This is a genomic window from Frigoribacterium sp. MCBA15_019 (assembly GCF_001864945.1).
Taxonomy (GTDB): domain Bacteria; phylum Actinomycetota; class Actinomycetes; order Actinomycetales; family Microbacteriaceae; genus Frigoribacterium.
This window is the reverse complement of the sequence record NZ_MJGS01000012.1, coordinates 582,594-607,333: the sequence shown is the minus strand read 5'-3', so window position 1 is coordinate 607,333 and position 24,740 is coordinate 582,594. Positions and strand designations below refer to the sequence as shown.

Genomic DNA, 24,740 nt, shown 5'->3' with positions numbered 1-24,740 from the left:
GGCGGCGGTCGGGCCGGGTCGGGTCGGGCCCCAGTGTCGGTGGCCCGTCGTAGCGTGTGCGCGTGCCCGAGCCGATCGCCGCCTGGTGGGCGCGACGCCGGACGTCGCGCGGCCTCGCCGTGCCCTATCCGGTGGGCAGCTACCGCGAGGCCTGGGCGTCGTACCCGGTGCTCGTGCGGCAGTACCGTCCCGAGCACAACGGCGGCATCGTGCTGAGCCAGATCCCGCCCGCGGCCGACGTGTGGCTGTGCTGGCTCTGCGACGCGGGCCACGTGTTCGTCGCCACCCCCGACGAGCAGCGGCACCGGCCGGGGCGTGAGCGCCGCCGGTCGTCGTGGTGCCCCGAGTGCAGCGAACTCGCCGCCCCGCGCGCTCTGCCGATGCGGCCGCCGATGGCGCCGGCGGCGGTCGTCCGCGCGCAGGCCGCGGGCGTGCCGGGGCAGGACTCGGGCGCACCCGTACAGGCCGCGGCTGGGCCAGGTCGGGCCGGGGCGGCCCGGAGCCCAGGAGGCGCGGTGCCGGTGGACCCGTCACCCCCGCCCCGGCGTCGTCGCGCCTCGAGCACGGGCCTCCCCTCGACGACGCCGCGGGCGGCACCTCCTGGTCCCCCGTTCCCGGCCGACCCCGCCCGTCGGCCCGAGCAGGCACCACCCCTCGCCTCCTGGTCCACCACGGCACGCCGGTCCGAGTCGGCACCGCCTCTGGGCTCGACGTCCGCCCCGCGGACGGACGCGACCCGCGCCTCCCGGCCGGACCCTGTCGGCCAGCCGACCCGCGCCTCCCGCACCGGCCGCGTCGCCCGGCCGACCCGCGCCGCCCGGCCGGTGTGCGACAAGACGCCGGCGCTGCCGACCGGCACCCCGTTCGTCAGCGCGTGTGCCCCGAAGCCGGCGTCGGCGGTCGAGGCCGAGCTGCGGGCCGAGCTGACGGCCCGGCTCGAGTTCGAGCCCGGTCTGAACGCCGTGCGCGTGGGGCGTCCGTTCTTCGACCACGTCGAGGTGTGGCCCGACATCGTGCTGAGCGAACTGCGGGTCGCGATCGAGTACGACTCGACCGGGCGGCACGGGCTCGAACACGTCGGGCACCGCGAGACCGCCGACCGACGCAAGGACGCCGCGCTACGGGCCGCGGGCTGGGAGGTCGTGCGACTCCGGACGGGCAAGCTGCCCCCGCTCGGACCGCACGACCTGCAGCTGTCGGGGCTGACCCGGCAGACGGTGCCCCTGCTGCTCGACGAGTTGCGCGCCATCCGCGGCCCGCTGCTCGTCGACGCCTACCTCCGCCGCTGACGCCGGCGCGCACCCGGAGGGCAGGGCGCAGCCACGACACCACACCGCGTTTCGTGCACGGCACCGCATCTAGTCGCGGTGCGATGCACGAAACACGGTGCGACGAGGCCTAGGGCCCGGCACGGACCGGGGTCAGCCGCGCAGGGCCAGTGCCTCGCTGCGCCAGCGGGCGTAGAGCTGCCACGGGTCGTCGACGCCCTGCGCGAGCGCCGTCACGTGAGCGTCGAGCTCGGTGCTGCGTGCGAACCACTCGGTGCGTCCGAACCGGGAGGCCGCGAACTGCCCGTGCCTCCGCCGTTCGACGAGGCGGTCGCCCCGCTCGAAGGCCAGCAGTTCGTCGTGCCAGAGCGTGCCGAGGCGCTGCCGGGGGTTCGACGACGTGCCGATCTTGATGCGGTCGTCGAACCGGATGTAGTAGACGACGTCCACCCGCACGACCCCGAGCTCGCCGTCGGGCACGTCTCCCTGGCGCCACTCGCAGACGGCGCAGAGCCACCCCGAGGGCCAGTGCACGCCGAGCCGTGACCCGCACGCGAGGCAGGGCGACGGCAGCAGGTCGGTGACGCCCTCGCCCGAGGCCTCGAGCGAGGCCACCCAGTCGGCGGCGAGCGCAAGATGCCGGTCGCAGAGCGGCACGGGCGACGACGGATCGACCGGACGACCGCAGGAGTCGTCGGCGAGCCGACCCGTGCCTCCTCGGCAGTCGTCGGGTCGGGGTGTCGGGCGGGTCATCCCCGCAGGCTAGGCGTGGCCACCGACACCAGGTCGGCGGGGCGAGATGTCATGACGTGCCGCTCATCTCTGAAGGTGAGCGGCACGTCGTGACCTCTCGCCACGACGGGAGCAGGGCCCGGCCGGTTCAGTCGTGCTCGTGGTCGATGCGGAGGCCGAGCGGGTGCGGCCCGAGCAGCAGCCACACGGCGCCGGCCCCGAGCGGGAAGAGGACGGCGGCGACCGTCCAGACCGTGCGCTCGAGCTGCGTCGTGTCGGCACGTCGCCGCACGGCGCGCACGATGCTGACGACGATCACGAGGTACACGACCGCCACGACGATCGCCACCACCGCCGGCCCCCAGTCGCCCCATGCACTCATCTGCCCAGCCTAGGGCGCTGCCGCCGGACCGGCCTCAGTGCGCGCTGAGCAGCGCCAGCACCGCGTCGTACCGCCCCTCGGCCTCGGCGTTGCGCAGGAACTTCACGCGCTCGACCAGGATCTCGTGGGCGTCGGGCTGCGCCTCGAGCAGCGCCATCGTCTCGTCGAGGTACTCGTCGAGCGGCATGGCCGACGGGTCGTCCTGCTGACCGAGCAGGGTGGTCTGCACGGCCGGCGGCACGAGCTCGACGACCTGCACGGACGTGTCGGCGAGCTGCACGCGGATGCCTTCGCTGAACGAGTGGATCGCGGCCTTGGTCGCGTTGTAGGTCGGCGTGATCGGCAGCGGCACGCTCGCGAGCCCCGACGACACGGTGACGATCGAGGCGGCGGGCTGCGTCTGGAGGAACGACGTCCACGCCGCGATCAGTCGGATCGGACCGAGCAGGTTGGTCGTGACGGTCGCCTCGGCGGTGGCGAGGAAGTCGCCGGTCGTGACGTCTTCGGTCTGCATGATGCCGGCCATCGCGACGACGACGTTGGTCTCGGGCCAGCGGCGCTGCACCTCGGCCGAGACGTCGACGACGGCCTGCGGGTCGGTGGTGTCGAGCTCGACGGCCTCGAGGCCCGGGTGGTCGCGGACGATCTCGTCGAGCAGCGCCCGGCGTCGGCCGGCCACGACGACGGTGTTGCCGGCGGCCTGCAGGCGCAGGGCGAGGCCCAGGCCGATGCCGGACGTGGCGCCGGGGATGAACACGGTGTTGCCGCTGATCTTCACGGTTGCTCCTTCGGGTGTGCCGCGCTCGGCGCGGCCGGTGGTGGTCGTCGCCCCGACGACGGTCGGGGTGACGACCACCACTCTGACCCGGGGAGGCGCGGTGCGGCAGAGAGCGCTCGTCCAGGGATCGGTGCTCCCTGGTTGGCGAGTGCCGCGGCTGACAGCATGGGGCCATGGACCGCGCCGACCTCGCCGACTTCCTCCGCCACCGCCGCGAGGCGCTGCGACCGTCCGACGTGGGGCTGCCCGAAGGCGTGCGTCGGCGTACCGCCGGACTGCGTCGCGAAGAGGTGGCGGGGCTCGTCGGCATGTCGACCGACTACTACGCGCGGCTCGAGCAGCAGCGCGGCCCGCAGCCGTCCGAGCAGATGCTCGTCGCTCTCACCCGGGGGCTGCGACTGAGCCTCGACGAGCGCGACCACCTCTACCGCCTGACCGGCCACCACCCGCCCCGCCGGACGCGAGGCGGCGACCACGTCAGTCCCGCGTTGCGGCGGGTGCTCGACCGGTTGGTCGACACCCCTGCGCTCGTCCTCAGCGACCTGGCCGAGACGCTCGCGCAGAACCGGCTCGCGGTCGCCCTGCTCGGTGACCAGATGCGGTACGAGGGGCTTGCCCGCAGTGCGTTCCACCGGTGGTTCACCGACCCGGCCGAGCGCGCCTCCTACCCGGTCGAGGACCACGCGCACCAGCTCGAGCTGCAGGCCTCCGGGCTGCGGGCGGCGCTCAGCATGGCGGGCGGCGGGGGCCGACCACGAGAACTCGTGGAGGCGCTGCTCGCGTCGAGCGAAGAGTTCGCGACGATCTGGGCTCGGCACGCCGTGCACCAGCGCTTCGACGACCGCAAGACGCTCCTGCATCCCGAGCTCGGCCGCGTCGAGGTGGACTGCCAAGCTCTCTTCACCGAGGACCAGTCGCAGACGCTGCTCGTGCTGACGGCGACGCCCGGGTCCGACGACGACGCCAAGCTGCGGTTGCTCGACGTGATCGGCGCGGAGCGGTTCGCCGAGCAGGGCTGACGGCTCTCGACGCCCCGGCCTGTTCCGCACCCGCGAAGATGGACGCACGCACGACGACGTGACACCGAGGAGACCGCATGTCCACGCAGACCCCGAGCACCCTGAGCTTCCCCGCCGCGACGGCCGTCCCGTTGCGCGGCGGTCCGACCCTGCGCTGGGGCGTGATCGGCCCGGGCGAGATCGCCGGCGACTTCACCGACGCCCTCCACGCGCACACCGACCAGCGCGTGGTCGCCGTGGCCTCCCGCAGCCTCGACCGGGCCGAGGCCTTCGCCCGCACCCACGGCGTCACCGCGGCGCACGGCGACCAGGAGGCGCTGGTCACCTCCCCCGACGTCGACGTCGTCTACGTCGCCACGCCCCACACCCGCCACCTGCCGGACGCCCTGACCGCGATCCGGGCCGGCAAGCACGTCCTGATCGAGAAGCCGATGGCGACCAGCACGGCCGAGGCCGACGAGATCTCCGCCGCGGCGAGCGCCGCCGGTGTCCTCGCGATGGAGGCGCTCTGGACGCGCTACCTGCCGCATACGACCGTCATCGCCGCGCTGCTCGCCGACGGCGCGATCGGCGACGTGCGGCTCGCGACCGCCGACGTCGCCTGGGCCAACGACCTCTCGGCCGGCGGACGCATGACCGATCCGGCGCTCGGCGGCGGCGCGCTGCTCGACATCGGCGTCTACGCGTTCTGGTTCACCCAGTTCGCGACCGGCCACCCCGTCGAGTGGCACGCCGCCGGTTCGACCCGGGCCGACGGCGTCGACCTCGACGCGGCCGTCGTCACCCGCACGGCCGACGGGGTGCTCGCCACGGCGGCGACGAGCCTGCTCACGACGTCGCCCGGGCTCGGCACGATCTCGGGCTCGACCGGGTCGATCCGCACCCTGCAGAACCTCGTCTTCCCCGCGACGTTCGAGCTGACGACCAATGCTGGGTCGGCCGTCTGGAGCGACCCGACCGTCCCGACCGGCCGCCAGGGGCTCGCCTACCAGGCGACCGCCCTCGCGTCCTACGTGGACGCCGGGCTGCGCGACTCGCCCCTGCACTCCCTGGCCGACTCGAGGTCGCTGCTCGCGACGATCGAGGCGACCCGCGCCTCCTTGACCGTCGTCTGAACCGGCCGAGATGTCACGACTCGCCACTCACGTCCCGAGGTGACCGGCACGTCGTGACATCTCGGCAGACGAGAGCCGGAGGCGCGGCTCAGCTCGGCGGGGAGGCGCGGCTCAGCTCGCGACCGGAGGCACCGACGCGACGGCGATGTCGTGCCCGTCCGCGGCGCGGATCTCGACCGACGCGACGTCGGACCGCAGCACGGCGGCGTTCAGCCGACAGTCGACGCGCACGTCCGACCCGAGGAACGCACCGGACTCGTACTCCCGCCCGTCGCCGCCGACCACCACGACCGTGAACGCCGAACCCGTCGGCAGGCCGTCGACGCTGAGGACGGTCTCGGTGCCCCAGGTGTGGGCGACGAGGTCTCCGTCGAGGTCGACCCCGTCGGGCTGACCGACGAAGTCCACGTGCTCGACGGCGCCGAGGGTGCCGGCAGGGCCAGCCACCACCGTGTCACGAGGCGTCGCGAGCAGGACTCCTCCCCCGGCCCCGATCGCCAGGCACGCGGCGGCGGCCACGGCGATCAGCAGCGGGCGACGGCCCCGTCCGGACCGGGCCGCGGCGACGTGGGGCCCGATGTGCGTGGCCGGCGCCTCGTCAGGCGCGGTGCCGGTGCCGGTGCCGGTGCCGGTGTCGAGAGCGACGTCGGCGTCGAGCGGGACGTCCGCGTCACGAGAGGCCGGGGCCTCGGCGACGTGTCCGAGGGCATCGATGCGCTCGCGCAGCCGGTCGCTCGGAACCACGTCGTCCCAGCGACCGAAGCCCGACAGTCCGTCGACCATCACCCCGAGCGACGCCAGCTCGGCATCGATCGACGGGTCGGCAGCCCGGAGCGCGTCGAACTCGACGCGTTCGCTCGGCGAGAGGTCGTCCGCGAGCGCAGCGGCCGTCAACTCGTCGCGACGGGCGTCGCCGTCACCGGCCCCCACCCCTGGCGTGCGGTCAGTCATCGGTCGTCTCCTGGTCGTCGAGGTGGGTGCGGAGGGCGCGCAGCGCGTGGAACACGCGGGTGCGGAGGGTCGCGACGGGGACGCCCGTGCGCTCGGACACCTCGCGGTAGCTCAGGCCCTCGAGGTGGACGGCCACGACGGCGGCCCGGTGGTCGTCGCTCAGCCGGGCGAGCCCCTCGGCCATGCCCAGCCGTTCGAGGGGGTCGGCCACGCTCGCGACGGGGTCGGGGGCGTGCTCGAGGGGCACCACCGACGGCGTGCGCGTCCGTGCCCGGTGCACGTCGAGCACGACGCGGCGCTCGATGGCGAACAGCCAGGTGCGGACGCTGCCGCGGTCGGCGTCGAACGAGTCGCGGGCACGCCAGGCGCGCACGAAGGTCTCTTGCACGCAGTCCTCGGCCAGCGTCCGGTCGCGGAGGGCGTTGACGGCGAAACCGAGCAGCGACGAGCCGTGCTCGACGAACGCGGCGCGGACGTCGAGACCGGACGACCCCTCGCTCATCGGGCTCCGATCTGCCGCGCGGCCCGGGACGGGGCCCGCGCGACCCATGACGGCGATCATCCGCCTGCCCTCCAGCCTATCCACGCCGATCGCGGATGCCGACGGGGTGTACGTCCGCCGCGCCTCCCGCGTTCATCGGACCGGCCACGAACTTTCTCGCGACCGACGTGAACGCATCGGCCCCGCCCGACGTAGGCCCTGTCGAGCGGCACCCGCCCGGGCGCCGCCCCGTCGAGAGGACCCGGAGCATGCCGAAGATGACGCGCACGACCAAGAAGACCGCCATCCGCACCCTGACGATCGGTGGTGCCGCCGCGACCGCCGTCACCCTGTTCGGCGTGACGCCCGCGTTCGCCGAGACCGAGGTGCCCGAACCGTCGACCTTCACGAGCGCCTACACGGTGATGGCGACGCCCGACCAGGTCATCAACAACGACGGGGTCGCCACCCCGGGCGAGCCCGGCGCGACGGGGACGTTCGACTTCCGCGTCAACAGCGACACCGAGGTCATCTGCTACGACATCACCCTGCGCGGCGTGACCGGCGACTACCAGAGCCCGGCGAAGACCGCGACGCACATCCACGAGGCGGCACAGGGTCAGGCCGGCCCGCCGCGCATCGCGTTCCCGAACCCGGTCGACCGCGGGGACGGCACGCGCACGAGCAGCGGCTGCCTGCAGGGGCCGTTCACGACTGGTGTCATGAGCGCCGCCGGGGCCGACACGGGCGCCGGCTTCAGCCTGAAGCAGCTCGAGGCGAACCCGGCCGGCTTCACGGGCGACTCGCACACGGCCACGTTCGCGGCCGGCGTCGTCCGCGGCCAGCTGACGCAGGTGCCCGTCGGAGGCGTCGACACCGGACTCGGAGGCGCGGCCACCGAGAGCGCGTCGGCCGGCGGTCTCGGCCTCGCGGCTGGCGGCGCCGGGGCCCTGGCCCTGCTCGGTGCGGGTGCGTACGTCCTGACCCGTCGTCAGCGCGCGGCCCGGGCCTGACATGGGTCGCTCCCTGCCCTCGGTGGTCGTCGTCGCCGCCGTCGTGCTGGCCCTGACCGGGTGCGCGGCGCCCGGGGCGGTCGCACCGACGGCGGCACCGACCCCGGGGGCGGGGGCGAGCGCCCCGGCGACCGCGGCTCCGTCGGCGACCGGCACCGCGCCTCCTGCGGTCGCCGAGGGCACCGGGGTCGTCGCCGAGGGCGTCGCGCCGGCCGCCGTCTCGGTGCCCGCCATCGGACTCGACGCCCCGTTGATCGACCTCGGCATCGCCGACGCCGGCGCCATGGAGGTGCCCGTCGACGCGGACGACGTCGGCTGGTTCACCGGCGGCGGCAAGCCGGGCGGGCGCGGTCCGACGGTGATCGCCGCCCACGTCGACTCCGCGTCGGGCCCGGCGGTCTTCGCGCGGCTCGACGAGCTCGTCGTCGGCGACCGAGTCGACGTGACCACGGTCGACGGGGGTGTCGTGAGCTACGCCGTCACCGAGGTGGTCGACGTGCCGAAGGCCAAGTTCCCGACCGCCCGAGTCTTCGGGGCGCAGCCGACCGACCAGCTGCGGCTGATCACCTGCGGCGGCGTGTTCGACCGTGGCTCGGGCCACTACGACCAGAACCGGATCGTCTTCGCCGAACCGGCAGCCTGATCGCCCGGCCCGGGCCTACAACACCCCGGGAGGCGCGGCGCGGGTCGGCCGCGCCAGGCTCGCCACGAGGTGCTCGACGAGCGGCACGGTCCAGGCCACGTTCGCCGCGATGCCCCGGTTCGGCTCGTCGTCGGGCTGGTGCAGGCGGTGCAGGTCGTTGAAGGTCAGGAAGGCGCTCGGCACGCCTGCCCGGTAGAACGACGCGTCGTCCGTGCCGGTCGTCGGCGGGAACCGGGTGACGAGTTCGAGGTCGGGCCGGGTGGCCGCGGCATGCTGCAGCAGTGCGCCGCGGAACGCCGTCGAGAACGCCTCGGGGGCCCCGAACGCCTCGACGAACGACCCACGACCGAGCCCGTCGACGTTGAGGACGTAGTCGATCGCGTCGAGCTCATCGGCCGAGGCGCTGTCGACGAAGTGCCGCGAGCCGCCCAGGTGCCACTCCTCGGCGGTGAAGAACACGAGACGGACCGATGCGACCGGCGCGGACGCCGCCCACCGTTCGGCGAGCTGCAGCAGGGCGATCGTGCCGCTGCCGTTGTCGTACGCGCCGACCGTGTTGAAGAACGAGTCGTAGTGCGCGCAGAGCAGCACCGACCCCTCGCCCGTGCCGGGTACGTCGACGATCAGGTTGTCGCTCGTCGCGGCCTCGACCGGACCGCTGTCGGCCTCGACCTCGAGCTCGACGGGCTTGCCGTCGGCGATCCACTCGGTCAGCTGCAGACCGTCGAGGCGGCCGAGGGCGAGGTGCGCCACGTCGTGGTCCGACCCGGACGGCAGCGGCTGCGGTGCCGCGGGTCCGTCGTCGCGCGCGTGCAGGTAGGCCAGCACGTCGCCGTCGTCACCCCGCACGACGAACTTCTGCCAGACCATCGAGTCGCCCCAGAGTCCCTGCGGGCCGACGGCCTCGACCGTGCCCCGGCGCGGCCCGTCGGTCGAGCCGCTCCAGAGCATCGGCCAGGCGGGCAGGTCGCGGGCGATGGGCTGCTGCACGGTGACCCGATGCACGCGACCGGGCTGCCAGCCGGGCAGCGTCACGAACTGCCGTGCCACCGGCCACCCGACGGCGGTCAGCCGCTGCTCGAGCCAGTCGGCGGCGGCCGCGATGCCGGGAGTGCCGTGGAACCGGGGGCCGTGCTGTACGAGGGCGACCAGGTCGTCGTAGGCGCGGTCGGCGGGATCGGTCGAGCCGGGTTCGGTGTCGTGGGTCATGTCGTTCCTCACGGGGACGGAGTCGGGTTCGGAAGCGGGGCAGGCGACGGTGCCGGCGCCGGCGCGACGGTCGGCGACGCGACCGACGGACCGAGGAGGCGCGGCGCGGCTCCCCGGGCGGCCTGCGCCACGGTCGGCGCGGGCACCCCGAGCAGGTGCTGGGCCACGCGGGCGACGTCGTCCGTCCGCCCGCGGAACCACCAGCTGCCGAACCGGTCGGTGACCGGCTCGGGACGTGGGCCGAGCACGGGCGTGCCCCGGGCCTCGATCTCGGCGAACCCGCCGAGCCCGCCGTCGTCGTCGTACAGGTGCAGGGAGTCGCCCCGGACGCCCGGCGACGGGTCGGGCTCCTCCGAGTACTCGGCCGACGGGTCGCTGTGGCTGCCGCGCACGAAGAGCACCGCCCGGTCGTCGGCCGGGTCGCCGACGGCGCGCACGTACCCGAGGCGTCCGGTGACGTGCGGTGCGGCGAAGCCGATCTTGAAGCGGTCGGCGCCGGTCAGCGACACGGCGACCCCGCCCGGCACCTCGGCGAGCAGATCCCCCACCGGCTCGTAGTAGTCGGTCACCTGGGCGTCGGGCACGGCCGCGACGAACGCCGTGCCGCCCGCCCGCACCTGGTCGAGCATCCACGACTCGGCCTCGTGCGCGCCGTCCGAGGTGATGCCGAGCCGCACCTCCGTCACGTAGCCGCCGTACTCGACGGCGTCGACGAGGGGTGTGCCGTCGGGGCCCGCGGCCGACGCGCCGCGCAGGTGCCGCAGCGGATGGGCCGCGGGCCGCACGACCAGCGTCAGGTCGGCGCGGACGTGCCCGGTCGGCGCGGTGAACGCCTCGAGCTCGGCGACCCGCGACAGGGTCACGCGGTCGCCCGTGCGGTCGAGGTCGTGACGGCCCGGGTCGAGCGACGGTGGCATCTCGTAGCTGCCCCAGTAGTCGTCCCGGTCACGGATCATGTAGGCGATCTCGGGGCCGATCCAGACCCGGTCGCCGCCGACGTTCCAGTCGCCGCTGCCCACCAGCCCACCGAAGGCGTCGTCGGAGGCGAAGGCGTCGGGCAGCCAGTTCTCGGCCTCGCCGGCGGCGAAGAACGGCCCGTAGACGCGGCCCCCGTACGACGAGACGACCACGACGGCGTCGGGTCCGACGGCCAGCCTCTCGAAGGCGATCCCGGCCGTGGCGAGGCGCGCCTCGACGGCGGCCAGGTCGACGACGGGGCCGGTCACGCGGCGACCTCGGCGAGGGCGCTCGCGTGGAAGGCGTCCTCGGCGCGCAGCATGGCGACGAACCAGCGGTCCAGCCGGTCGTCGGTCACGTCATCGGGCAGCTCGTCGACGAGCTGGTGCAGGAACGCGACCTGGGCACGGAAGCCGTCGGTGACGTGCAGCTCGATCCACCGCTGCACGTCGCCCGGTCGCGGCACCGACCGCTCGGCGGCCCGCGTGCACCACTGCAGGTAAAGGGTCTCGGCCGCCGCGAGGCTGGTGACGACCCCGGCGTAGCCGCCCTCGTCGAGCGCGGTCGTCACCGTGGCCTCGAGCACGGAGGCGCGGGCCAGCAGAGCGGGTAATCCCGCCTCGTCGACCGGTCGCGTCGCGCGCAGGTCGGCGAAGTAGGCACTCTGCGGTCCGACGAGGTCGACGACGGCCTCGGCGTGCCGCTCGGCCCGGGACCACTCCGGCTGCTGCCACAGGCAGTAGCCGGCGAGTCGGGCCGCCGTCCGGACGAACGCCTGCTCGATCGCGAGGTACCGGCCGAAGGCCGCGTCGTCGATCGTGCCGTCGGCCATCCGGGCCAGCAGCGGCACCGCCGCCGAGGCGTCGAGCTCGGCCGAGCAGCGGGCGACGAGCGCCGCCGCCCGGCCCGCGCCGGGGCCCTCGGGCCGGGTCGGGATCGCCACCGTCAGCGGCTGGTCAGCCACGACACGATGCCGTTGAACACCTTGGCGTAGCCGTCCCACTCCTCGCAGAACGCCGGCGGCGCCCAGTGCGGCGAGCAGTCGCTCGTGAAGACCGCCGTGCGCCCCACGCCGGCCTCGCCGACGACGACGAGCGGGTCGTCGCCCAGGCGGGCGAGTTCCACCGCCCCCGGCTTCACGACGGTGCGGTTGTAGCCGAGCAGCAACGGCCACTCGATGCCCGCGCCGCCGAGGGCGGGGTGGTCGGCGTCGAGCACGGTGGCGACGACGCCGGCCGGGCGCTCGACGCGGTCGTCGCCGATCAGCAGCTCGACCGGCAGCACGTCGGCGATCTCGGTGCGGGCGTAGCCCGCACGGCCCTGCCAGCCCGAGAACGACAGGTAGCCGCCGATCATCAGCAGCGCGCCTCCGGCCTCGACCCAGCGGGCCAGTTCCTGGACGCGGTCGCGACCGGGGATGCTCTTCTCGAAGACGGCGGGCGCGAGCTGCAGCGAGTTGACCCCGATGTCGGACAGCACCACGACGTCGTAGGCGTCCAGCGCCTCCTGGGTCTCGGGGAACTCGGTCGACACGAGATGGGCCGGCAGGTGGACGACCTCGTGGCCGCCGGCCTGCAGGGCCGTCCGGAGCTGCGCGACGCCCTCGGTGTACGAGTGGGCGGTGAACTCGTCGACGCCCTTGGTGTGGGTGGTCGCGGTGATCCAGCTCTCGCCGGCGATGAGGATGCGGGACATGGTGGGGCCTTCCGGTGGTGACGGGACGGTTCGGGACGAGGAGGCGCGCGCGGCTCGGTGCCGCGGCGTCGCCCCTCAGCGGGTCAGGGCCGCGCCCTCGAAGAGGTCGCGGACGTTGCGGGTGCCGACGCCGTGCACGACGTCGGCGTCGACGCCGAGGTCGGTCAGCCGGTCGAGGAACACCGCGGGGACGTACGAGAGGCCGTTGCCCCCGTGCTTGCGCAACATGCTCTTGAGGAAGAGGTCGTGGCTGAACAGCAGACGGCGGCCGAACCCGGCCGAGACCAGGCGGGCGATCGCCGTCGCCGTCTCGACCGGCGAGGGCGACTGCCCCTCGCCGGGCAGCGAGAAGCGGTACGGCATGCCGATCATGTCGAACTCGAGCCAGACCCCGCGCTCGGCGAGGCTGCGCTGGTAGTCGGGGTCGCTGCCCGACGGGTCCATGTGGCAGAGGACGACCGCCGTGGGGTCGACTCCCTCGTCGCGCAGCACGACGTCGAGCACGCGACCGCCGTGGCGGACGAAGCCGGGCAGGTGCACGAACATCGGCAGGCCGGTCTCGCGCTGCAGGCGGCAGGCCGCCCGGAGCGAGCGCTCCTCGCGCTCGGTGAAGCCCGGCGAGACGCCGATCTCGCCGATCACGCCCGAGCGGGGCACGCCGGTCTCGGCCGGATCGGACCGGTACTGCGCGACCAGGCGGGCGGCCAGGTCGTCGACGGTGTCGCGACCCGTGGCGTCGGGATGGAACCGTTCGAGGTACCAGCCGCCGCCGGTGACGACGTTCACCCCGCTGCGGCGCGAGATCTCGGCGAGGCGGCGCGGGTCACGGCCCTGACCGTCCGAGGTCAGCTCGACGACGGTGCTGCCGCCGAGCTCGCGGAACGCCACGAGTTCGTCGACCGCGTCGTCGTCGCCGTCGAGCACGCAGTTGTCGCGACAGGCGAGCGGGCGGTCGCGCAGCAGCCAGGCGATCTCGGGCGTGACCGGCGCGTCGAACAGCTCGGGGAAGTCGGGGTCGGGCTCGAGCCCGCCCTCCTCGATGCTGTTGATCAGGTGCTCGTGCGGCAGCGTGTAGCCGAGGCGGTCGCTCGGCACGGGGCCGGTGACCGTCTGCACGTCGACGACCGTAGTCGTCTCGACGCCGAAGCCACCGACGCGGCTCATCGGGTCACCCGCTTGCGCACCAGGTCGGTGAACGAGCCGCCGCGCAGGTTGATCCAGATGACGATGATCAGCAGGCTGCCCGTCACGATGGGCACGATGTAGGGGCTCAGGCCGAGCAGCGTGAGGCCGTTGGTGATGACGCCGGTCAGGATGGCCCCGATCGCCGTGCCGATCACGCTGCCCTTGCCGCCGAGCAGGTTCGTGCCGCCAATCACCACGGCCGTGATGACCGTCATGGCGAAGTCGACGCCCGAGTTGGCGTCGCCCGACCCCAGGCGGGCCGCGGTGATGATGCCGGCCGCGCCGGCCGCCGTGCCGCTGAGCACGAGGGCCATCATCTTGACGAAGCGGGTGTCCACGCCGGCCCGGCGGACCGACTCCTCGTTCGAGCCAATGCCGGTGATGTACTGTCCGAACCGCATGCGCTGCAGCCCCACGATGCCGACGCCGACGATGATCAGCGCGAGCCAGGCGGGGTAGCCGAGCCCGAACAGCCGGCCCTGGCCGACCTGGGCGAAGATCAGGCCCGAGCCGATGGCGATCGAATAGCCCTTGGTGATCAGCAGGGCCACGCCCCGCACGATCGACATCGTGGCCAGGGTGACGATGAAGGACGGGATGCCCTGGTAGCTCGAGAACCAGCCGTTGACCAACCCGCACAAGGCGCCGACGGCCAGGCAGATCACGATGACCAGCACCGATTCGAGACCCGCCCGCAGCAGCACCGCCCCGATCACCGACACCAGCGCGAGCGTCGACCCGACCGAGAGGTCGATCATGCCCGCCGTGATGACGAAGGTCATCGCGACGGCGACGATGGCCGCGGGTGCCACCTGCACGGCGACGTTCCGCAGGTTCGTGCCGGTGAGGAAGGTCGGGGTCGCCACCGAGAAGACGACGATGACGACGAGCGTCACGACGAGCATCAGCAGGGTGGACTTGTTGACGCGTTGCAGGGCTTCCCAGCGGCGCTCGCGCACGTCGGAGGTGCCGGGGCCGCGCCCGGGCTCGGGGCCGTCGGTGCGGGTGGGGTCAGAGGTCGTCGCGGTCATGCGGCAGCGCTCCCTTCACGGGTGATCATGTCGACGAGCGACTCGATGGTGAGGTCGTCGATGCGGGCGTCGTCGACGCTGCGCCCCTCGTACATGACGGTGATGCGGTCGCAGACCCGGAAGAGGTCCTGCAGCCGGTGGGTGATGAGGATGACGCCGACCCCTCGGGCCGCGACCTCCTTGATGAGGCGCAGCACCGACTCGACCTCGGTGACCGCGAGGGCGGCGGTCGGCTCGTCGAGGATCAGCACGTCGGGGTCGACCGACGCGGCGCGCGCGATGGCCACCGACTGACGCTGGCCACCCGAGAGCTGCGAGATCAGCTGGTGCGTGGAGGTCACGCGGACGCCGAACTCCCTCAGCACCGCCGTGGCCTCGGCGTGCATCGCCCCGACCTTGAGGAAGGGCCCGACCCGCGGCTCGCGGCCGAGGAACAGGTTGGCGGCGACGTTGAGGCTGTCGCAGAGGGCGAGGTCCTGGTAGACGATGCCGATGTCCTCGGCCTGGGCGTCGCTCGGGGACTGGAACCGCACCTCCTTGCCCTTGATGCTGATGCGGCCGCCGTCGTGCTGGACCGAACCGGCGAGCACCTTCATCAGGGTGGACTTGCCGGCGCCGTTGTCGCCGACCAGGCCGAGCACCTCGCCGCGTGCGAGGCGCAGGTCGACGCCGCGCAGGACGTCGACGGCGCCGTAGGACTTGCGGATGCCCTCGAGTTCGACGAGCAGGTCGCCGGTCGTGACGTCGGTCATCAGCCCTCCAGGTAGTACGAGAAGTCGGCCAGGTTGTCGGGTGTGACGATCGTGATCGGCACGTCGACGGTCGCCGGCACCTCGGCGGTGCCGCAGGCGAGGTTGATCGCGGCTTTGGCGGCCTCGTAGCCGAAGCCGAAGGTGTCCTGCTGGATGACGGCCTCGACGTAGCCGTCCTGCAACCCTTCGACGGCCGAGGGCGAGAGGTCCCAGCCGACGATCTTCACGCGGTCCTGGGCGCCCTGGCTCTTGACCGCGGCGATGGCACCGTTCAGGGCGGGCTCGCCGGTGGCGTAGATGTACTCGAGGTCGGGGTTGCCGGTGAGCAGGTTCTCGGCCGCGGCCTGGGCGTCCTCGTTGACGTTCTGGCCGTCGACGATCGTGCCGATGGTCATGCCACCGGCCTCGACGGCGTCGGTGAAGCCGTTCTGCCGCTGGATCTGGATCGCGCTGTTGAGCGCGCCGACGACGCCGACCTCGCCCTCGCCGCCGGTGATGTCGAGGAAGGCCTTCCCGAGCTGGGCGCCGCCGTCCTCGTTCGCCGTGCCGACGTACGAGTCGATGGCCGAGGCGTCGTCGACCGAGCCGTCGGCGGCGACGACCGGGATGCCCGCGGCCTTGGCCGCGGTGAGGGCGGGGACGAGCGCGGTCGCGTCGACCGGGTCGACGATCAGGGCGTCGACGCCCGAGGCGACGAGGTTCTCGACGCCCGAGACCTGGGTGGCGCTGTCGTTGTCACCGCTGACGATCTGCAGGTCGGCGCCGGCCTCGTCGGCGACGTCCTGGACGCCCTCGTTCATCTGGGTGAAGAAGGCGGTCTGCTCGTTGATGTCGACCATGCCGAGCTGGAGGGTGCCGCCGCCGTCGGGCGCGCAGGCCTGGGGGACGTCGGTGGGGGCCGGGCGGGTCGAGGTCGAGCCGCCGGATGCGGAGCCGGAGGCGGTGGTCGAGGACGAGTCGCAGCCGGCGAGGGTGCCGATGGCGATGGCGCCCACGGCGAATGCGGCGAGGACGGTACGGGTCGTGGGCATGAGGAGCCTTCCTGGTGAGGACGAGGTGGAGCATGCGGGACTGGCGAGAGGGCGATCTCGGTGGGGTCGAGATCGATGGGCAATCGATTTCCGTCGGGAACTGCGTCAAGAGTGACGCCTTCGTGTTTCGAGTGTCAACACCTTTGTGTTTCCGACGTGTAAAAGAGATCCGGGGTGGGCAATCGGTTTCCCGCGAGGGGACGATACGATGACGGCATCACCCGTCGCCCCCGGCGGCCACGCCCTGAGGAGCCCATGAACGCCGTCACCATCTCGGACGTCGCCCGCCGGGCGGGCGTCTCCCCCGCGACGGTCTCGCGCGTCATGTCGGCCTCCCGTCCCGTCGGCCGCGAGATCGAGGGCCGGGTCCGACAGGCGGCCGACGAGCTGGGCTACTCGGGCAACGGCATCGCCCGCGCCCTGCGCACCCGACGCACCGACACGGTCGGCATGGTCGTGCCGAGCATCCTCAACCCGTTCTTCACGACCCTGGTCGACAGCCTCGAGAGCGCGCTGCACGGCGAGGGGAAGCAGCTGTTCCTCTGCGACTCCCGGCAGGACCCCGCCGTCGAGGCCGAGCACCTGCGGTCGCTGATCGAACGACACGTCGACGGCATCGTGGTCAGCCCCGTGCACGACACCGAGAGCGCGGCCGCCGTCGCCGCGTCCGCCCGGGCCGCGCCGTTGGTGCAGCTCGACCGCCGGGTCGACGTCCCCGGCACGGACTGGATCGGCCTCGACGACGCCGAGGCGATGAAGCTCGTCCTGACGCACCTGGCCGAGACCGGTGCCCGCTCCGCCGCGTTCGTCACCTCCGAGCTGACGAACTCGTCGACGACCCTGCGCCTCCGGGGTTTCCGACACTGGTCGGCCGAACTCGGCATCCGCGAGGTGCGCGACGGGGTCGTGCTCGGCGACTACTCGGTCGACAGCGGCGACGCGGCGGCCCGCCGACTGCTCACCTCCGACGACCGCCCGGACGCCATCGTCTGCGCGGACGACCTGATCGCCATGGGCGTCCTGCGGGCGGCCCGCGAACTCGGGGTGTCGGTGCCCGACGAGCTGCAGGTCACGGGCTTCGACGACATCGTCTTCGCCTCGTACGTGACCCCGGCCCTGACGACCCTCGCCCAGCCCACCGACCGCATGGCCGGCGAGGCGCTGCGGCTGCTCTCGCTGCGCGGGTCCGACGACGGCGGACGAGGAGGCGCGCGCGTCTCGTTCGCGCCCCGACTGGTCCGACGACAGAGCACGCGATCGACGGCTTCCGTGCCCGCCTGACCCGTGTCGTCCTGACCCGTGCCCGCACCCGTCCGGGCCGCCGGGCCCGCCTGACCCGTCCGGGCCGCCGGGCCGCCTGCCGTCGGCTGCCGGTCAGTGCTCGGCAGCCCACCGTTCGCCGACGCGACCGAACTGCTCGACGGCCCTCAGCACCGCGTCGACCGACACCGACTCGTCCACCGAGTGCACGACGGTCGGGTCGCCCGGGCCCCAGACCACGACGGGCACCCCGTCGTCGAGCGAACGCACGAGCACCGAGGCGTCCGTGAAGTACGAGGCGGGCGCCTCCGAGACCGGGGCGTCGAGTCCGGCGAGCCAGGGATGGTCGCGCGGGGTCCACACGGCGGCGAGGTCGAGGTCGACGCGGACGTCGGTCACCTCGGGCTGGTCCCGCCACCAGGCGACGAGCTCGCCGACGTCGTCGCGCACGACCCGCAAGTCGATGCGCACCTCGCAGACGTCCGGCACGATGTTCGGCACGCTGCCGCCCGAGACGACGCCCACGTTGACCGTCTCGCGGCCGAGGTCGGCGTGCGCCGAGAGCGGCAGGTCGTCCAGGCGCCCGAGCACGGCCACGAGGTCGAGGATCGCGTTGTGGCCCCGCTCGGGCGTGCTGCCGTGCGCGGCGACGCCCGAGGTGCGCACGGTCAACCAGAGCGCGCCGCGGTGGCCGAGCACGACCCGCCCGTCGGTCGACTCGGGGATCACGACGGCTCCGACCCGGAGACCGTCGAGCAGGTCGACGACGGCGGGGGCACCGAGGCAGCCGACCTCCTCGCCCGTCGAGACGGCGAGCGCGACGGGCGCGCCGCGACGCAGGAGGTCTCGCACGGCGACGACCGAGGCGGCGAGGCCGGACTTCATGTCGGACGTGCCGCGGCCGTGCAGGCGGTCACCGACGACGGTCGAGGCGAACGGGTCGTGGGTCCAGGCCGAGGCGTCGGTCACCGGCACGACGTCGGCGTGGGACGCGAAGACGAGCAGCGGCCTGTCGGCGGCGACGACCGCCGGCGAGACCAGGAGCGCCGTGGGCTCACCGTCGGCCCCGGGGGCGAAGGCGACCCGCGCCTCCTCGACGCCCTCGAACTCGAGCGCGACGCGGCGGAGGACGGCCGCCTCGCCGGGTGTGCCGCTGGTCGAGTCGATGGCGACGAGGTCGCGCAGCAGGCTGAGCACGGGCACCTCGGACGGCTTCGGGGCGGTCATGCCGTCACGCTATCGTCACGGCAGCGCCGGCAGCGCCCGCTCGTCGAGCCAGGGTCGCAGCAGGGGTCCGACGGGGTGGCCCGAGACGCGCGTGGCCAGGGTGACGAAGTCGGCCGTGGTCGCCACGCGATGACGGTGCTCGGCCGTCCAGGCGCGCAGCACGTCGAAGAACGACTCGTCGCCGACCGCCGAGCGCAGCGCGTGCACCGCGAGCGCGCCGCGCTTGTAGACGCGATCGTCGAACATCAGGTCGGGGCCGGGGTCGCCGACGACGACGTCCTGCGGCGACTCGAGCAGTCGGGCGTGCGCCCGGGCGGCGAGCGACGAGGCCGACGGTCCGCCCGAGGCCTCGGACCAGATCCACTCGGCGTAGCAGGCGAAGCCCTCGTTCAGCCAGATGTCGCGCCAACTCGTGAGGCCCACGCTGTTGCCGAACCACTGGTGAGCCAGTTCGTGCGCGATCAGCCGACGCGACCCGCCCGCCCCGTCGGCATGGTTCGCGCCGAAGATGGCGAGGCCCTGGGCCTCGAGCGGGATCTCGAGGTCGTCGTCGGTGACGACCACCGAGTACGACGCGAACGGGTACGGGCCGAACCGCTCGACGAAACAGGCCATCATGTCGGCGACCTCGCCGAAGTCACGACCGATCCGCGACCGCATCGCCGGCACCCCGGCGAAGACGCCGGGCACCCCCGCGAGCACGACCGGGACCAACTCGTAGCGGCCGATCTGCACCGTCGCGAGATACGACGCCGTGGGCTCGGGCTGTTCGTAGACCCACGTCGTGCGGCCAGACCGCGTGTGCCGACCGATCAGCTCGCCGTGGGCGACGACGGCGTAGGGCTGCTCGGTCGTGACCTGCACCCGGTAGGTCGCCTTGTCGGCCGGGTCGTCGTTGCACGGGAACCAGGTCGGTGCCCCGTTCGGCTGCGACGCGACGAGCGCGCCGTCGGTGAGCTCCTCCCAGCCCAGGGTGCCCCAGCGGGTGCGACGTGGCGCGGGCGAGCCCGCGTACTCGACGACGACCTCGACGGGCTCGCCCGGCACGGTCGCGTCCGGCAGCGTCACCGTCAGCTTCGTCGTCGACTGGGCGTGCCGCGCCTTGTGCCCGTCGACCCGCACCTTCGCGGCACGCAGGCGGAGCAGGTCGAACACGAGCGTGCGCCGAGCCTCGGTCGGCACCACCGTGATCGTCGCGACGCCGTCCAACCGGTTCGTCGCGACGCGGTACCCGATCACGAGGTCGTACGAGCGCACGCCGTAGCCGTCGTTGCCGCTCTCGGGCGTGTAGCCGTCCGCGGTCGCTGCGGAACCGGTCACCGGCTGACGGCGTGGTAGTCCGCGAACGTGACGTCCCGCCACGGGCCGATCGGGTTGCCGCTCCACCGGCTGCCGACGGGGACGACCTCTCCCCGCATCACGAGCGAGGCGGGGCCGACGGTGGCGTGCTCGCCGAGGCGGGCCGCGGGCAGCACGACGCTGTGGGGGCCGAGGGTCGATCCGGCGGCCAGGGTGACGGTGTCCATGCTCATGATTCGATCATGGAACAGGTGCGTCTGCACGACGCATCCTCGATTCACGGTCGAGGCGTCGTCGAGTCGCACCAGGTCGGCCTCGGGCAACCAGTAGCTGTCCGTCCACACGCCTCGGCCGATCGAGGCCCCGAGCGAGCGCAGCCACCAGACGAGGGCCGGGGTGCCGGCGGCCGCATGGGCGAACCAGGGGGCCGCGCACATCTCGGTGAAGGTGTCGGACACCTCGCTGCGCCACACGAACGACGACCAGAGCGGGTGCTCGCCGGCCCGGATGCGCCCGACGAGCGCCCACTTGGCCAGCGTCGTGACACCGGCGGCCGCCGCCCCGACGGCGAGCATCACGACACCGCTGAGCGCGGCCGTCGCCCCGACCCCGATCGCGTCGACCAGCGCCCACAGCCCGACGACCAGGCCGAGGCCGATGCCGCAGGTGACGACGACGGGCACGATCCGGCTGAGCTCCCACGCGATCCGGGCCACCCGTAGGTGGGTGGCCGGGCGGAAGGTGCGGGTCTCGTCGGCGACGGCGACCGTGCGGCGCAGGCGCACCGCGGGCGAACCGAGCCACGACGACCCCGCCTTGGACTTGCGCGGAGCCGACGAGAGCACGGCCACCAGACCGTCCTTCGGCACCTTGTGGCCGGGGGCGGTCATTCCCGAGTTGCCCAGGAACGCCCGCCGACCGATCTCGGCCCGGGCCACGCGCAGCCAGCCGCCGCCGAGCTCGTACGACGCGACGAGCGTGTCGTCCGCCAGGAAGGCTCCGTCACGCACCGTGGTCATCGACGGCAGCAGCAGGACGGTCGACGCCTCGACGTCCCGCCCGATCTCGGCACCGAGCAGGCGCAGCCAGACCGGCGTGAACAGGCTCGAGTAGAGCGGGAACAACAGGGTGCGCGACAGGTCGAGCAGGCGTTCCGTGCTCCAGACCTGCCAGCCGACCCTCGACCGCACCGCGAAGGTGCCCTCGGTCACCCCCAGGGCCCACAGTCGGGTGAGCGCGACGACCAGCACGGCGGCCACCAGCCCGGCCACGAGCGTGCCCGGCACCAGGAGGGCGAGGGCGCGCCACCACGCGTCCGTCAGTGAACTCGCACCCCGCACACCGAGCGCGACGACCGCGCCTCCTGCACCGACCGAGACCACCGGCAGCAAGGCGATGACGATCGCCGACGCCCCGTAGGCGACGAACCAGCGGGTGGGCGAGGGCGGCCGACCCTCCGGCCACCAGGCGCGGGTGCGGCCGATGCGCTCGGCCGGCGAACCGGCCCAGTGCTGTCCCGCGGGCACGCGTCCGAAGACCGCCGACCCGGGCGCGATCGAGGCGTCCTTGCCGATGCGGGTGCCGGGGAGCAGGGTGCTGCGCATGCCGATCGTGCTGCCCGCACCGATGCGGATCGCCCCGATGCGCACGACGTCGCCGTCGATCCAGTGGCCGGCCAGGTCGACCTCGGGCTCGATCGACGCCCCGCGACCGATGCGCAGCATGCCGGTGACGGGCGGCAGGGCGTGCAGGTCGACGTCGGGCGCGATCCGGGCGCCGAGGGCACGCGCGTAGTAGCTGATCCACGGGGCGCCGGCGAGCCCGACCGCCCCGATCTGGTGGGCGACCTGCTCGGCCAGCCAGAGCCTGAGGTGCACGCTGCCGCCGCGCGGATGATCGCCCGCCTCCACCCCCCGCAGAAGGAGGCGCGAGGCCAGGACCGAGATCGCCATGCGTCCCGGCGGGGTCACGAACACGACGATCGCGACGACGAGCAGCCGGCCGTCGACCGCGGGCAGGGCGTCGAATCCGCTCCACCAGCGCAGCACGGTGCTCGCGGTCAGGGCGTAGGTCAGCCAGCGCGCGCCCGACAGCACGAGGAGGGGCACCCCGAGCAGGGTCTGCAGCCATTGCGTGCGTCGCGGGGTCGGCACCGACCGGTGGTACTCGGCGGGAGGGGCGTCGTGGTCGAGGTCCGCCACGGACAGGGCCTCGGCCAGGGCACCGAGGCGGGGGTGCGAGTAGATCTCGGCGACGGTGAACTCGGGGTCGAGCTCGCGCAGCCGGGCCACGAGCTGCGCGGCGGCCAACGATCCCCCGCCGAGGTCGAAGAAGTTCGCGTCGGCGTCGGGGACGGGCACGCCGAGCACCTCGCGCCAGCGTTCGGCGACGAGCTGCTCGACCGGGGTCATCGACCCGGCACCGTCGGGCCCGCCACCGTCACCGTCGCCACCGGTCGTCGCGTCGACCAACGGCCACGGGAGCGCGTCGCGGTCGATCTTGCCCGACGTCTTGGTCGGCAGGTCGCCGGTGACCAGCGCCAGCAGCGGCACCAGGGCGGCCGGGAGCTCGTCCCGGAGGCGGGCGAGGGCGGCGCCTCGGTCGAACGTCTCGGCCGACGCGACCGCGAGGTAACCGACGAGCACCTGGTTGCCGGCCGCCGTGGTCCGCACCGCCGCGGCGGCGCCGCCCACCCCGGGCAGGGCCTGCAGCGCGGTCTCGATCTCACCGAGCTCGATGCGGCGACCGCCGACCTTGACCTGGTCGTCGGCCCGCCCCTGGAACACGAGCCCGGCCCGGTCGAACCGCACCAGGTCTCCGCTGCGATAGGCGCGCTGCCAGCCGAGCTGCTCGTGCGGGGCGTACTTCTCGGCGTCCTTGGCGGGGTCGAGGTAGCGGGCCAGGCCGACGCCGCCGATGATCAGCTCGCCGATCTCGCCCTCGGCCACGGGCTCGCCGGCCGCGTCGACGACCGCGACGTCCCAGCCGTCGAGCGGCAACCCGATGCGCACGGTCTCGCCGGCCCGGACCAACGATCCCGTGGCGACGACCGTCGACTCCGTCGGCCCGTAGGTGTTCCACACCTCGCGGTCGTCGCCGACCACCCGGTCGACGATCTCGGGCGGCAGGGCTTCTCCGCCGAAGATCAGCAGCCGCACGCTCTCGAGGGCCTCGTCGGGCCAGAGGGCGGCGAGCGTCGGGACGGTCGACACGACGGTGATGCCGTGCGTGACGAGCCACGGACCGAGGTCGGCCCCGGACCGCACGAGGCTGCGCGGGGCCGGCACCAGGCAGGCGCCGCTGCGCCAGGCGAGCCACATCTCCTCGCACGAGGCGTCGAAGGCGACCGACAGCCCGGCCAGCACCCGGTCGCCCGGTCCGAGGGGTTCGACGCCCGGCGACGACAGGAACATCCGCGCCTCGGCATCGGCCAGGGCGGCCGCCGAACGGTGACTCGCGGCGACGCCCTTCGGCGTGCCGGTCGAGCCCGAGGTGAAGATGACCCAGGCGTCGTCGGCCGGGGTCGGCAGCCGGTCGGCGTCGGCGAGCGCCGCGCCCCGTCCGCTGACGTGGGCGGCCGGTGCGGCGAGCACGAGGCTCGCGGGTCGATCGGTGTCGCGCGGGGTGAAGCGGCCCCCTGCCGAGACGATGCCCACGATGCCGGCCTCGCCGAAGACCAGCGCGGCCCGCTCGTCCGGGTCGTCGGCGTCGACCGGCACGTAGGCGGCCCCGGCGGCCAGGACGGCGAGGATCGTCAGGTAGAGCGACGAGTCGCCCGACGGCATGCGCACGCCGACCCGGTCACCCCGTCGCACGCCGGCGTCGGCGAGCGCGCGCGCCGCGGCCTCGACGCGGACGACGAGTTCGGCGTAGCTCAGGGCGCCCCGTTCGTCCTCGAGCGCCGAGGCGTCGGGGTGGGCGAGCGCGGTCGCCCGCAGGACGTCGACGAGGGTGCGGGCCGCGGGGGCGTCGGGCGAGCCGGCGATCACGCCGGGCAGGGTCTGGCTCACGGCCGCACGCTAGGGACGTCAGGTGACGCGTCGGTGAACGCGGGGCGGGACAGCCCGACGCCGGCGACCGCGAGGACGACGTCGGCCACCGACTCCACGTCGTGGACCGTCCCGCGACGACCGTCCGTCGTCGTGCCGTCGGGCAGCCGGGACAACCGCATGGCCGACATCTCGGTGGTCAGGCCCTCCCCGGTCGACTTGAGCAGCGCCTCCTTCCGCACCCAGGCGCGCAACACGTCGACCTCGCCGTCCTCGGGGGTCACGTCGGATCGGAGGTGCTCCAGCGCACCGGACGGGCGGGCCCGTTCGACGTCGACGCCGACGGGTGCCCCGGCCCGCAGCGCCACGGCCGCCCAGCGACCGCTCCGGCTGAGGCTCACGTGCAGGTCGCCCGGCGACCGCAGCACCGGACGACCGTGCCGCCCGCCGCAGCGCCGGCACGGCTCCCGGTCGAAGACGAGGCTCGCGGCGTCGCGGCCGGTGCGTGACGAGACCAGGAGGCGCAGCGCACGATGGGCGGCCAGGTACCGACGAGCGTCGGTCGCGTCCGCGAAGGCCGCCGCCCGGGCCGACTCGTGCTCGTCGCAGACCTCGACCGCCGACGTCCCACCGGCGCGGGGACGGCGGTCGAGATCGAGATCCAGGTCGAGATCGAGCAACCACACCCGTGCGTCGGTCATGGCCAGCGAGCCTAGCCCGCGT

General features: G+C 73.8%; 23 protein-coding genes. 6 read left to right on the top strand and 17 right to left on the bottom strand.

Translation table 11 applies throughout. The annotated features are described in order from the left end of the window. The first annotated feature begins 62 nt into the window (after positions 1-62). Positions 63-1,289 (top strand): hypothetical protein, encoded by a 1,227-nt coding sequence (locus BIV04_RS12050; protein WP_071256587.1) that lies wholly within the window; start codon positions 63-65, stop codon positions 1,287-1,289. Positions 1,290-1,421: 132 nt separating this feature from the next. On the opposite strand, the gene BIV04_RS12045 is transcribed toward BIV04_RS12050, so the two are convergent. The 3 genes from BIV04_RS12045 to BIV04_RS12035 all read right to left on the bottom strand — a co-directional run bounded on the left by BIV04_RS12045 (position 1,422) and on the right by BIV04_RS12035 (position 3,160). Further along, entirely contained in the window at positions 1,422-2,021 is a 600-nt protein-coding gene (locus BIV04_RS12045; protein ID WP_083396399.1) for a GIY-YIG nuclease family protein, read from the bottom strand. A gap of 127 nt (positions 2,022-2,148) precedes the next feature. Continuing rightward, entirely contained in the window at positions 2,149-2,382 is a 234-nt protein-coding gene (locus BIV04_RS12040) for a PLDc N-terminal domain-containing protein (protein ID WP_071256476.1), read from the bottom strand. A 34-nt stretch (positions 2,383-2,416) separates the two neighbouring features. Next, positions 2,417-3,160: an SDR family oxidoreductase gene (locus BIV04_RS12035; RefSeq protein WP_071256585.1), complete on the bottom strand. Its 744-nt coding sequence runs from the start codon at positions 3,158-3,160 to the stop codon at positions 2,417-2,419. Positions 3,161-3,333: 173 nt separating this feature from the next. Between BIV04_RS12035 and BIV04_RS12030 the strand changes: the two genes are divergently transcribed. After that, entirely contained in the window at positions 3,334-4,179 is an 846-nt protein-coding gene (locus BIV04_RS12030; RefSeq protein ID WP_071256475.1) for a helix-turn-helix transcriptional regulator, read from the top strand. A gap of 77 nt (positions 4,180-4,256) precedes the next feature. Further along, complete coding sequence (locus BIV04_RS12025) at positions 4,257-5,294, top strand: Gfo/Idh/MocA family protein (RefSeq protein ID WP_083396398.1); 1,038 nt, start codon at positions 4,257-4,259, stop codon at positions 5,292-5,294. A 111-nt stretch (positions 5,295-5,405) separates the two neighbouring features. On the opposite strand, the gene BIV04_RS12020 is transcribed toward BIV04_RS12025, so the two are convergent. Next, a complete protein-coding gene (locus tag BIV04_RS12020) occupies positions 5,406-6,245 on the bottom strand; it encodes a hypothetical protein (RefSeq protein ID WP_143048685.1) in 840 nt (279 codons plus the stop codon). Then, positions 6,238-6,747, bottom strand: coding sequence for an RNA polymerase sigma factor (locus BIV04_RS12015; RefSeq protein WP_071256583.1), 510 nt, complete (start codon positions 6,745-6,747; stop codon positions 6,238-6,240). Before BIV04_RS12015 ends, BIV04_RS12020 begins: the two co-directional genes overlap by 8 nt. A 248-nt stretch (positions 6,748-6,995) precedes the next feature. Between BIV04_RS12015 and BIV04_RS12010 the strand changes: the two genes are divergently transcribed. Then, positions 6,996-7,739, top strand: coding sequence for a CHRD domain-containing protein (locus BIV04_RS12010; RefSeq protein ID WP_255364270.1), 744 nt, complete (start codon positions 6,996-6,998; stop codon positions 7,737-7,739). A gap of 1 nt (position 7,740) precedes the next feature. After that, positions 7,741-8,382 carry a class F sortase gene (locus BIV04_RS12005; protein ID WP_071256471.1) on the top strand — a complete coding sequence of 214 codons (642 nt, stop codon included), beginning with the start codon at positions 7,741-7,743 and terminating at the stop codon, positions 8,380-8,382. A 15-nt stretch (positions 8,383-8,397) separates the two neighbouring features. On the opposite strand, the gene BIV04_RS12000 is transcribed toward BIV04_RS12005, so the two are convergent. From BIV04_RS12000 to BIV04_RS11965, 8 genes are all read right to left on the bottom strand, one after another. Further along, positions 8,398-9,591 (bottom strand): M28 family metallopeptidase, encoded by a 1,194-nt coding sequence (locus tag BIV04_RS12000; RefSeq protein WP_071256470.1) that lies wholly within the window; start codon positions 9,589-9,591, stop codon positions 8,398-8,400. 8 nt (positions 9,592-9,599) lie between these two features. After that, positions 9,600-10,817 (bottom strand): hypothetical protein, encoded by a 1,218-nt coding sequence (locus tag BIV04_RS11995; protein ID WP_071256468.1) that lies wholly within the window; start codon positions 10,815-10,817, stop codon positions 9,600-9,602. Next, positions 10,814-11,512: a TenA family protein gene (locus BIV04_RS11990; protein WP_143048684.1), complete on the bottom strand. Its 699-nt coding sequence runs from the start codon at positions 11,510-11,512 to the stop codon at positions 10,814-10,816. The genes BIV04_RS11995 and BIV04_RS11990 overlap by 4 nt, the downstream gene beginning before the upstream one ends. Next, the gene (locus BIV04_RS11985) at positions 11,494-12,243 is read right to left on the bottom strand and encodes a glutamine amidotransferase (RefSeq protein WP_071256466.1); all 750 of its coding nucleotides are present in this window, start codon (positions 12,241-12,243) and stop codon (positions 11,494-11,496) included. Before BIV04_RS11985 ends, BIV04_RS11990 begins: the two co-directional genes overlap by 19 nt. Before the next feature lie 75 nt (positions 12,244-12,318). Beyond that, complete coding sequence (locus BIV04_RS11980) at positions 12,319-13,407, bottom strand: phosphotriesterase (RefSeq protein WP_071256464.1); 1,089 nt, start codon at positions 13,405-13,407, stop codon at positions 12,319-12,321. Continuing rightward, positions 13,404-14,459: an ABC transporter permease gene (locus BIV04_RS11975; RefSeq protein ID WP_083396395.1), complete on the bottom strand. Its 1,056-nt coding sequence runs from the start codon at positions 14,457-14,459 to the stop codon at positions 13,404-13,406. The genes BIV04_RS11980 and BIV04_RS11975 overlap by 4 nt, the downstream gene beginning before the upstream one ends. Further along, complete coding sequence (locus BIV04_RS11970; protein WP_071256463.1) at positions 14,456-15,211, bottom strand: ATP-binding cassette domain-containing protein; 756 nt, start codon at positions 15,209-15,211, stop codon at positions 14,456-14,458. Before BIV04_RS11970 ends, BIV04_RS11975 begins: the two co-directional genes overlap by 4 nt. Continuing rightward, on the bottom strand, positions 15,211-16,242 hold the full coding sequence (locus BIV04_RS11965) for a substrate-binding domain-containing protein (protein WP_071256462.1): 1,032 nt from the start codon (positions 16,240-16,242) through the stop codon (positions 15,211-15,213). Before BIV04_RS11965 ends, BIV04_RS11970 begins: the two co-directional genes overlap by 1 nt. 255 nt (positions 16,243-16,497) lie before the next feature. Here BIV04_RS11965 and BIV04_RS11960 point away from each other — a divergent pair, with 255 nt between their 5' ends. Next, positions 16,498-17,523 carry a LacI family DNA-binding transcriptional regulator gene (locus BIV04_RS11960; RefSeq protein ID WP_071256460.1) on the top strand — a complete coding sequence of 342 codons (1,026 nt, stop codon included), beginning with the start codon at positions 16,498-16,500 and terminating at the stop codon, positions 17,521-17,523. A 93-nt stretch (positions 17,524-17,616) separates the two neighbouring features. On the opposite strand, the gene BIV04_RS11955 is transcribed toward BIV04_RS11960, so the two are convergent. Genes BIV04_RS11955 through BIV04_RS11940 form a run of 4 tightly spaced genes read right to left on the bottom strand, consistent with a single transcriptional unit; the run spans position 17,617 to position 24,718 of the window. Continuing rightward, complete coding sequence (locus BIV04_RS11955; RefSeq protein WP_071256459.1) at positions 17,617-18,729, bottom strand: M20 family metallopeptidase; 1,113 nt, start codon at positions 18,727-18,729, stop codon at positions 17,617-17,619. A 15-nt stretch (positions 18,730-18,744) separates the two neighbouring features. Beyond that, on the bottom strand, positions 18,745-20,049 hold the full coding sequence (locus BIV04_RS11950; protein ID WP_071256458.1) for a M1 family metallopeptidase: 1,305 nt from the start codon (positions 20,047-20,049) through the stop codon (positions 18,745-18,747). After that, complete coding sequence (locus BIV04_RS11945; protein ID WP_083396394.1) at positions 20,046-24,038, bottom strand: Pls/PosA family non-ribosomal peptide synthetase; 3,993 nt, start codon at positions 24,036-24,038, stop codon at positions 20,046-20,048. Before BIV04_RS11945 ends, BIV04_RS11950 begins: the two co-directional genes overlap by 4 nt. Next, positions 24,035-24,718: a 4'-phosphopantetheinyl transferase superfamily protein gene (locus BIV04_RS11940; protein WP_071256457.1), complete on the bottom strand. Its 684-nt coding sequence runs from the start codon at positions 24,716-24,718 to the stop codon at positions 24,035-24,037. Before BIV04_RS11940 ends, BIV04_RS11945 begins: the two co-directional genes overlap by 4 nt. Positions 24,719-24,740: the final 22 nt, after the last annotated feature.

Bases quoted from the DNA above. Each gene is read 5' to 3' on its own strand.
- BIV04_RS12000 (WP_071256470.1), bottom strand. From the start codon at position 9,591: ATGACCCACGACACCGAACCCGGCTCGACCGATCCCGCCGACCGCGCC.
- BIV04_RS11980 (WP_071256464.1), bottom strand. From the start codon at position 13,407: ATGAGCCGCGTCGGTGGCTTCGGCGTCGAGACGACTACGGTCGTCGAC.
- BIV04_RS12025 (WP_083396398.1), top strand. From the start codon at position 4,257: ATGTCCACGCAGACCCCGAGCACCCTGAGCTTCCCCGCCGCGACGGCC.
- BIV04_RS12020 (WP_143048685.1), bottom strand. From the start codon at position 6,245: ATGACTGACCGCACGCCAGGGGTGGGGGCCGGTGACGGCGACGCCCGT.
- BIV04_RS12040 (WP_071256476.1), bottom strand. From the start codon at position 2,382: ATGAGTGCATGGGGCGACTGGGGGCCGGCGGTGGTGGCGATCGTCGTG.
- BIV04_RS11970 (WP_071256463.1), bottom strand. From the start codon at position 15,211: ATGACCGACGTCACGACCGGCGACCTGCTCGTCGAACTCGAGGGCATC.
- BIV04_RS11960 (WP_071256460.1), top strand. From the start codon at position 16,498: ATGAACGCCGTCACCATCTCGGACGTCGCCCGCCGGGCGGGCGTCTCC.
- BIV04_RS11985 (WP_071256466.1), bottom strand. From the start codon at position 12,243: ATGTCCCGCATCCTCATCGCCGGCGAGAGCTGGATCACCGCGACCACC.
- BIV04_RS12045 (WP_083396399.1), bottom strand. From the start codon at position 2,021: ATGACCCGCCCGACACCCCGACCCGACGACTGCCGAGGAGGCACGGGT.
- BIV04_RS11975 (WP_083396395.1), bottom strand. From the start codon at position 14,459: ATGACCGCGACGACCTCTGACCCCACCCGCACCGACGGCCCCGAGCCC.
- BIV04_RS11940 (WP_071256457.1), bottom strand. From the start codon at position 24,718: ATGACCGACGCACGGGTGTGGTTGCTCGATCTCGACCTGGATCTCGAT.
- BIV04_RS11955 (WP_071256459.1), bottom strand. From the start codon at position 18,729: ATGACCGCCCCGAAGCCGTCCGAGGTGCCCGTGCTCAGCCTGCTGCGC.
- BIV04_RS11965 (WP_071256462.1), bottom strand. From the start codon at position 16,242: ATGCCCACGACCCGTACCGTCCTCGCCGCATTCGCCGTGGGCGCCATC.
- BIV04_RS12015 (WP_071256583.1), bottom strand. From the start codon at position 6,747: ATGAGCGAGGGGTCGTCCGGTCTCGACGTCCGCGCCGCGTTCGTCGAG.
- BIV04_RS12030 (WP_071256475.1), top strand. From the start codon at position 3,334: ATGGACCGCGCCGACCTCGCCGACTTCCTCCGCCACCGCCGCGAGGCG.
- BIV04_RS12010 (WP_255364270.1), top strand. From the start codon at position 6,996: ATGCCGAAGATGACGCGCACGACCAAGAAGACCGCCATCCGCACCCTG.
- BIV04_RS12005 (WP_071256471.1), top strand. From the start codon at position 7,741: ATGGGTCGCTCCCTGCCCTCGGTGGTCGTCGTCGCCGCCGTCGTGCTG.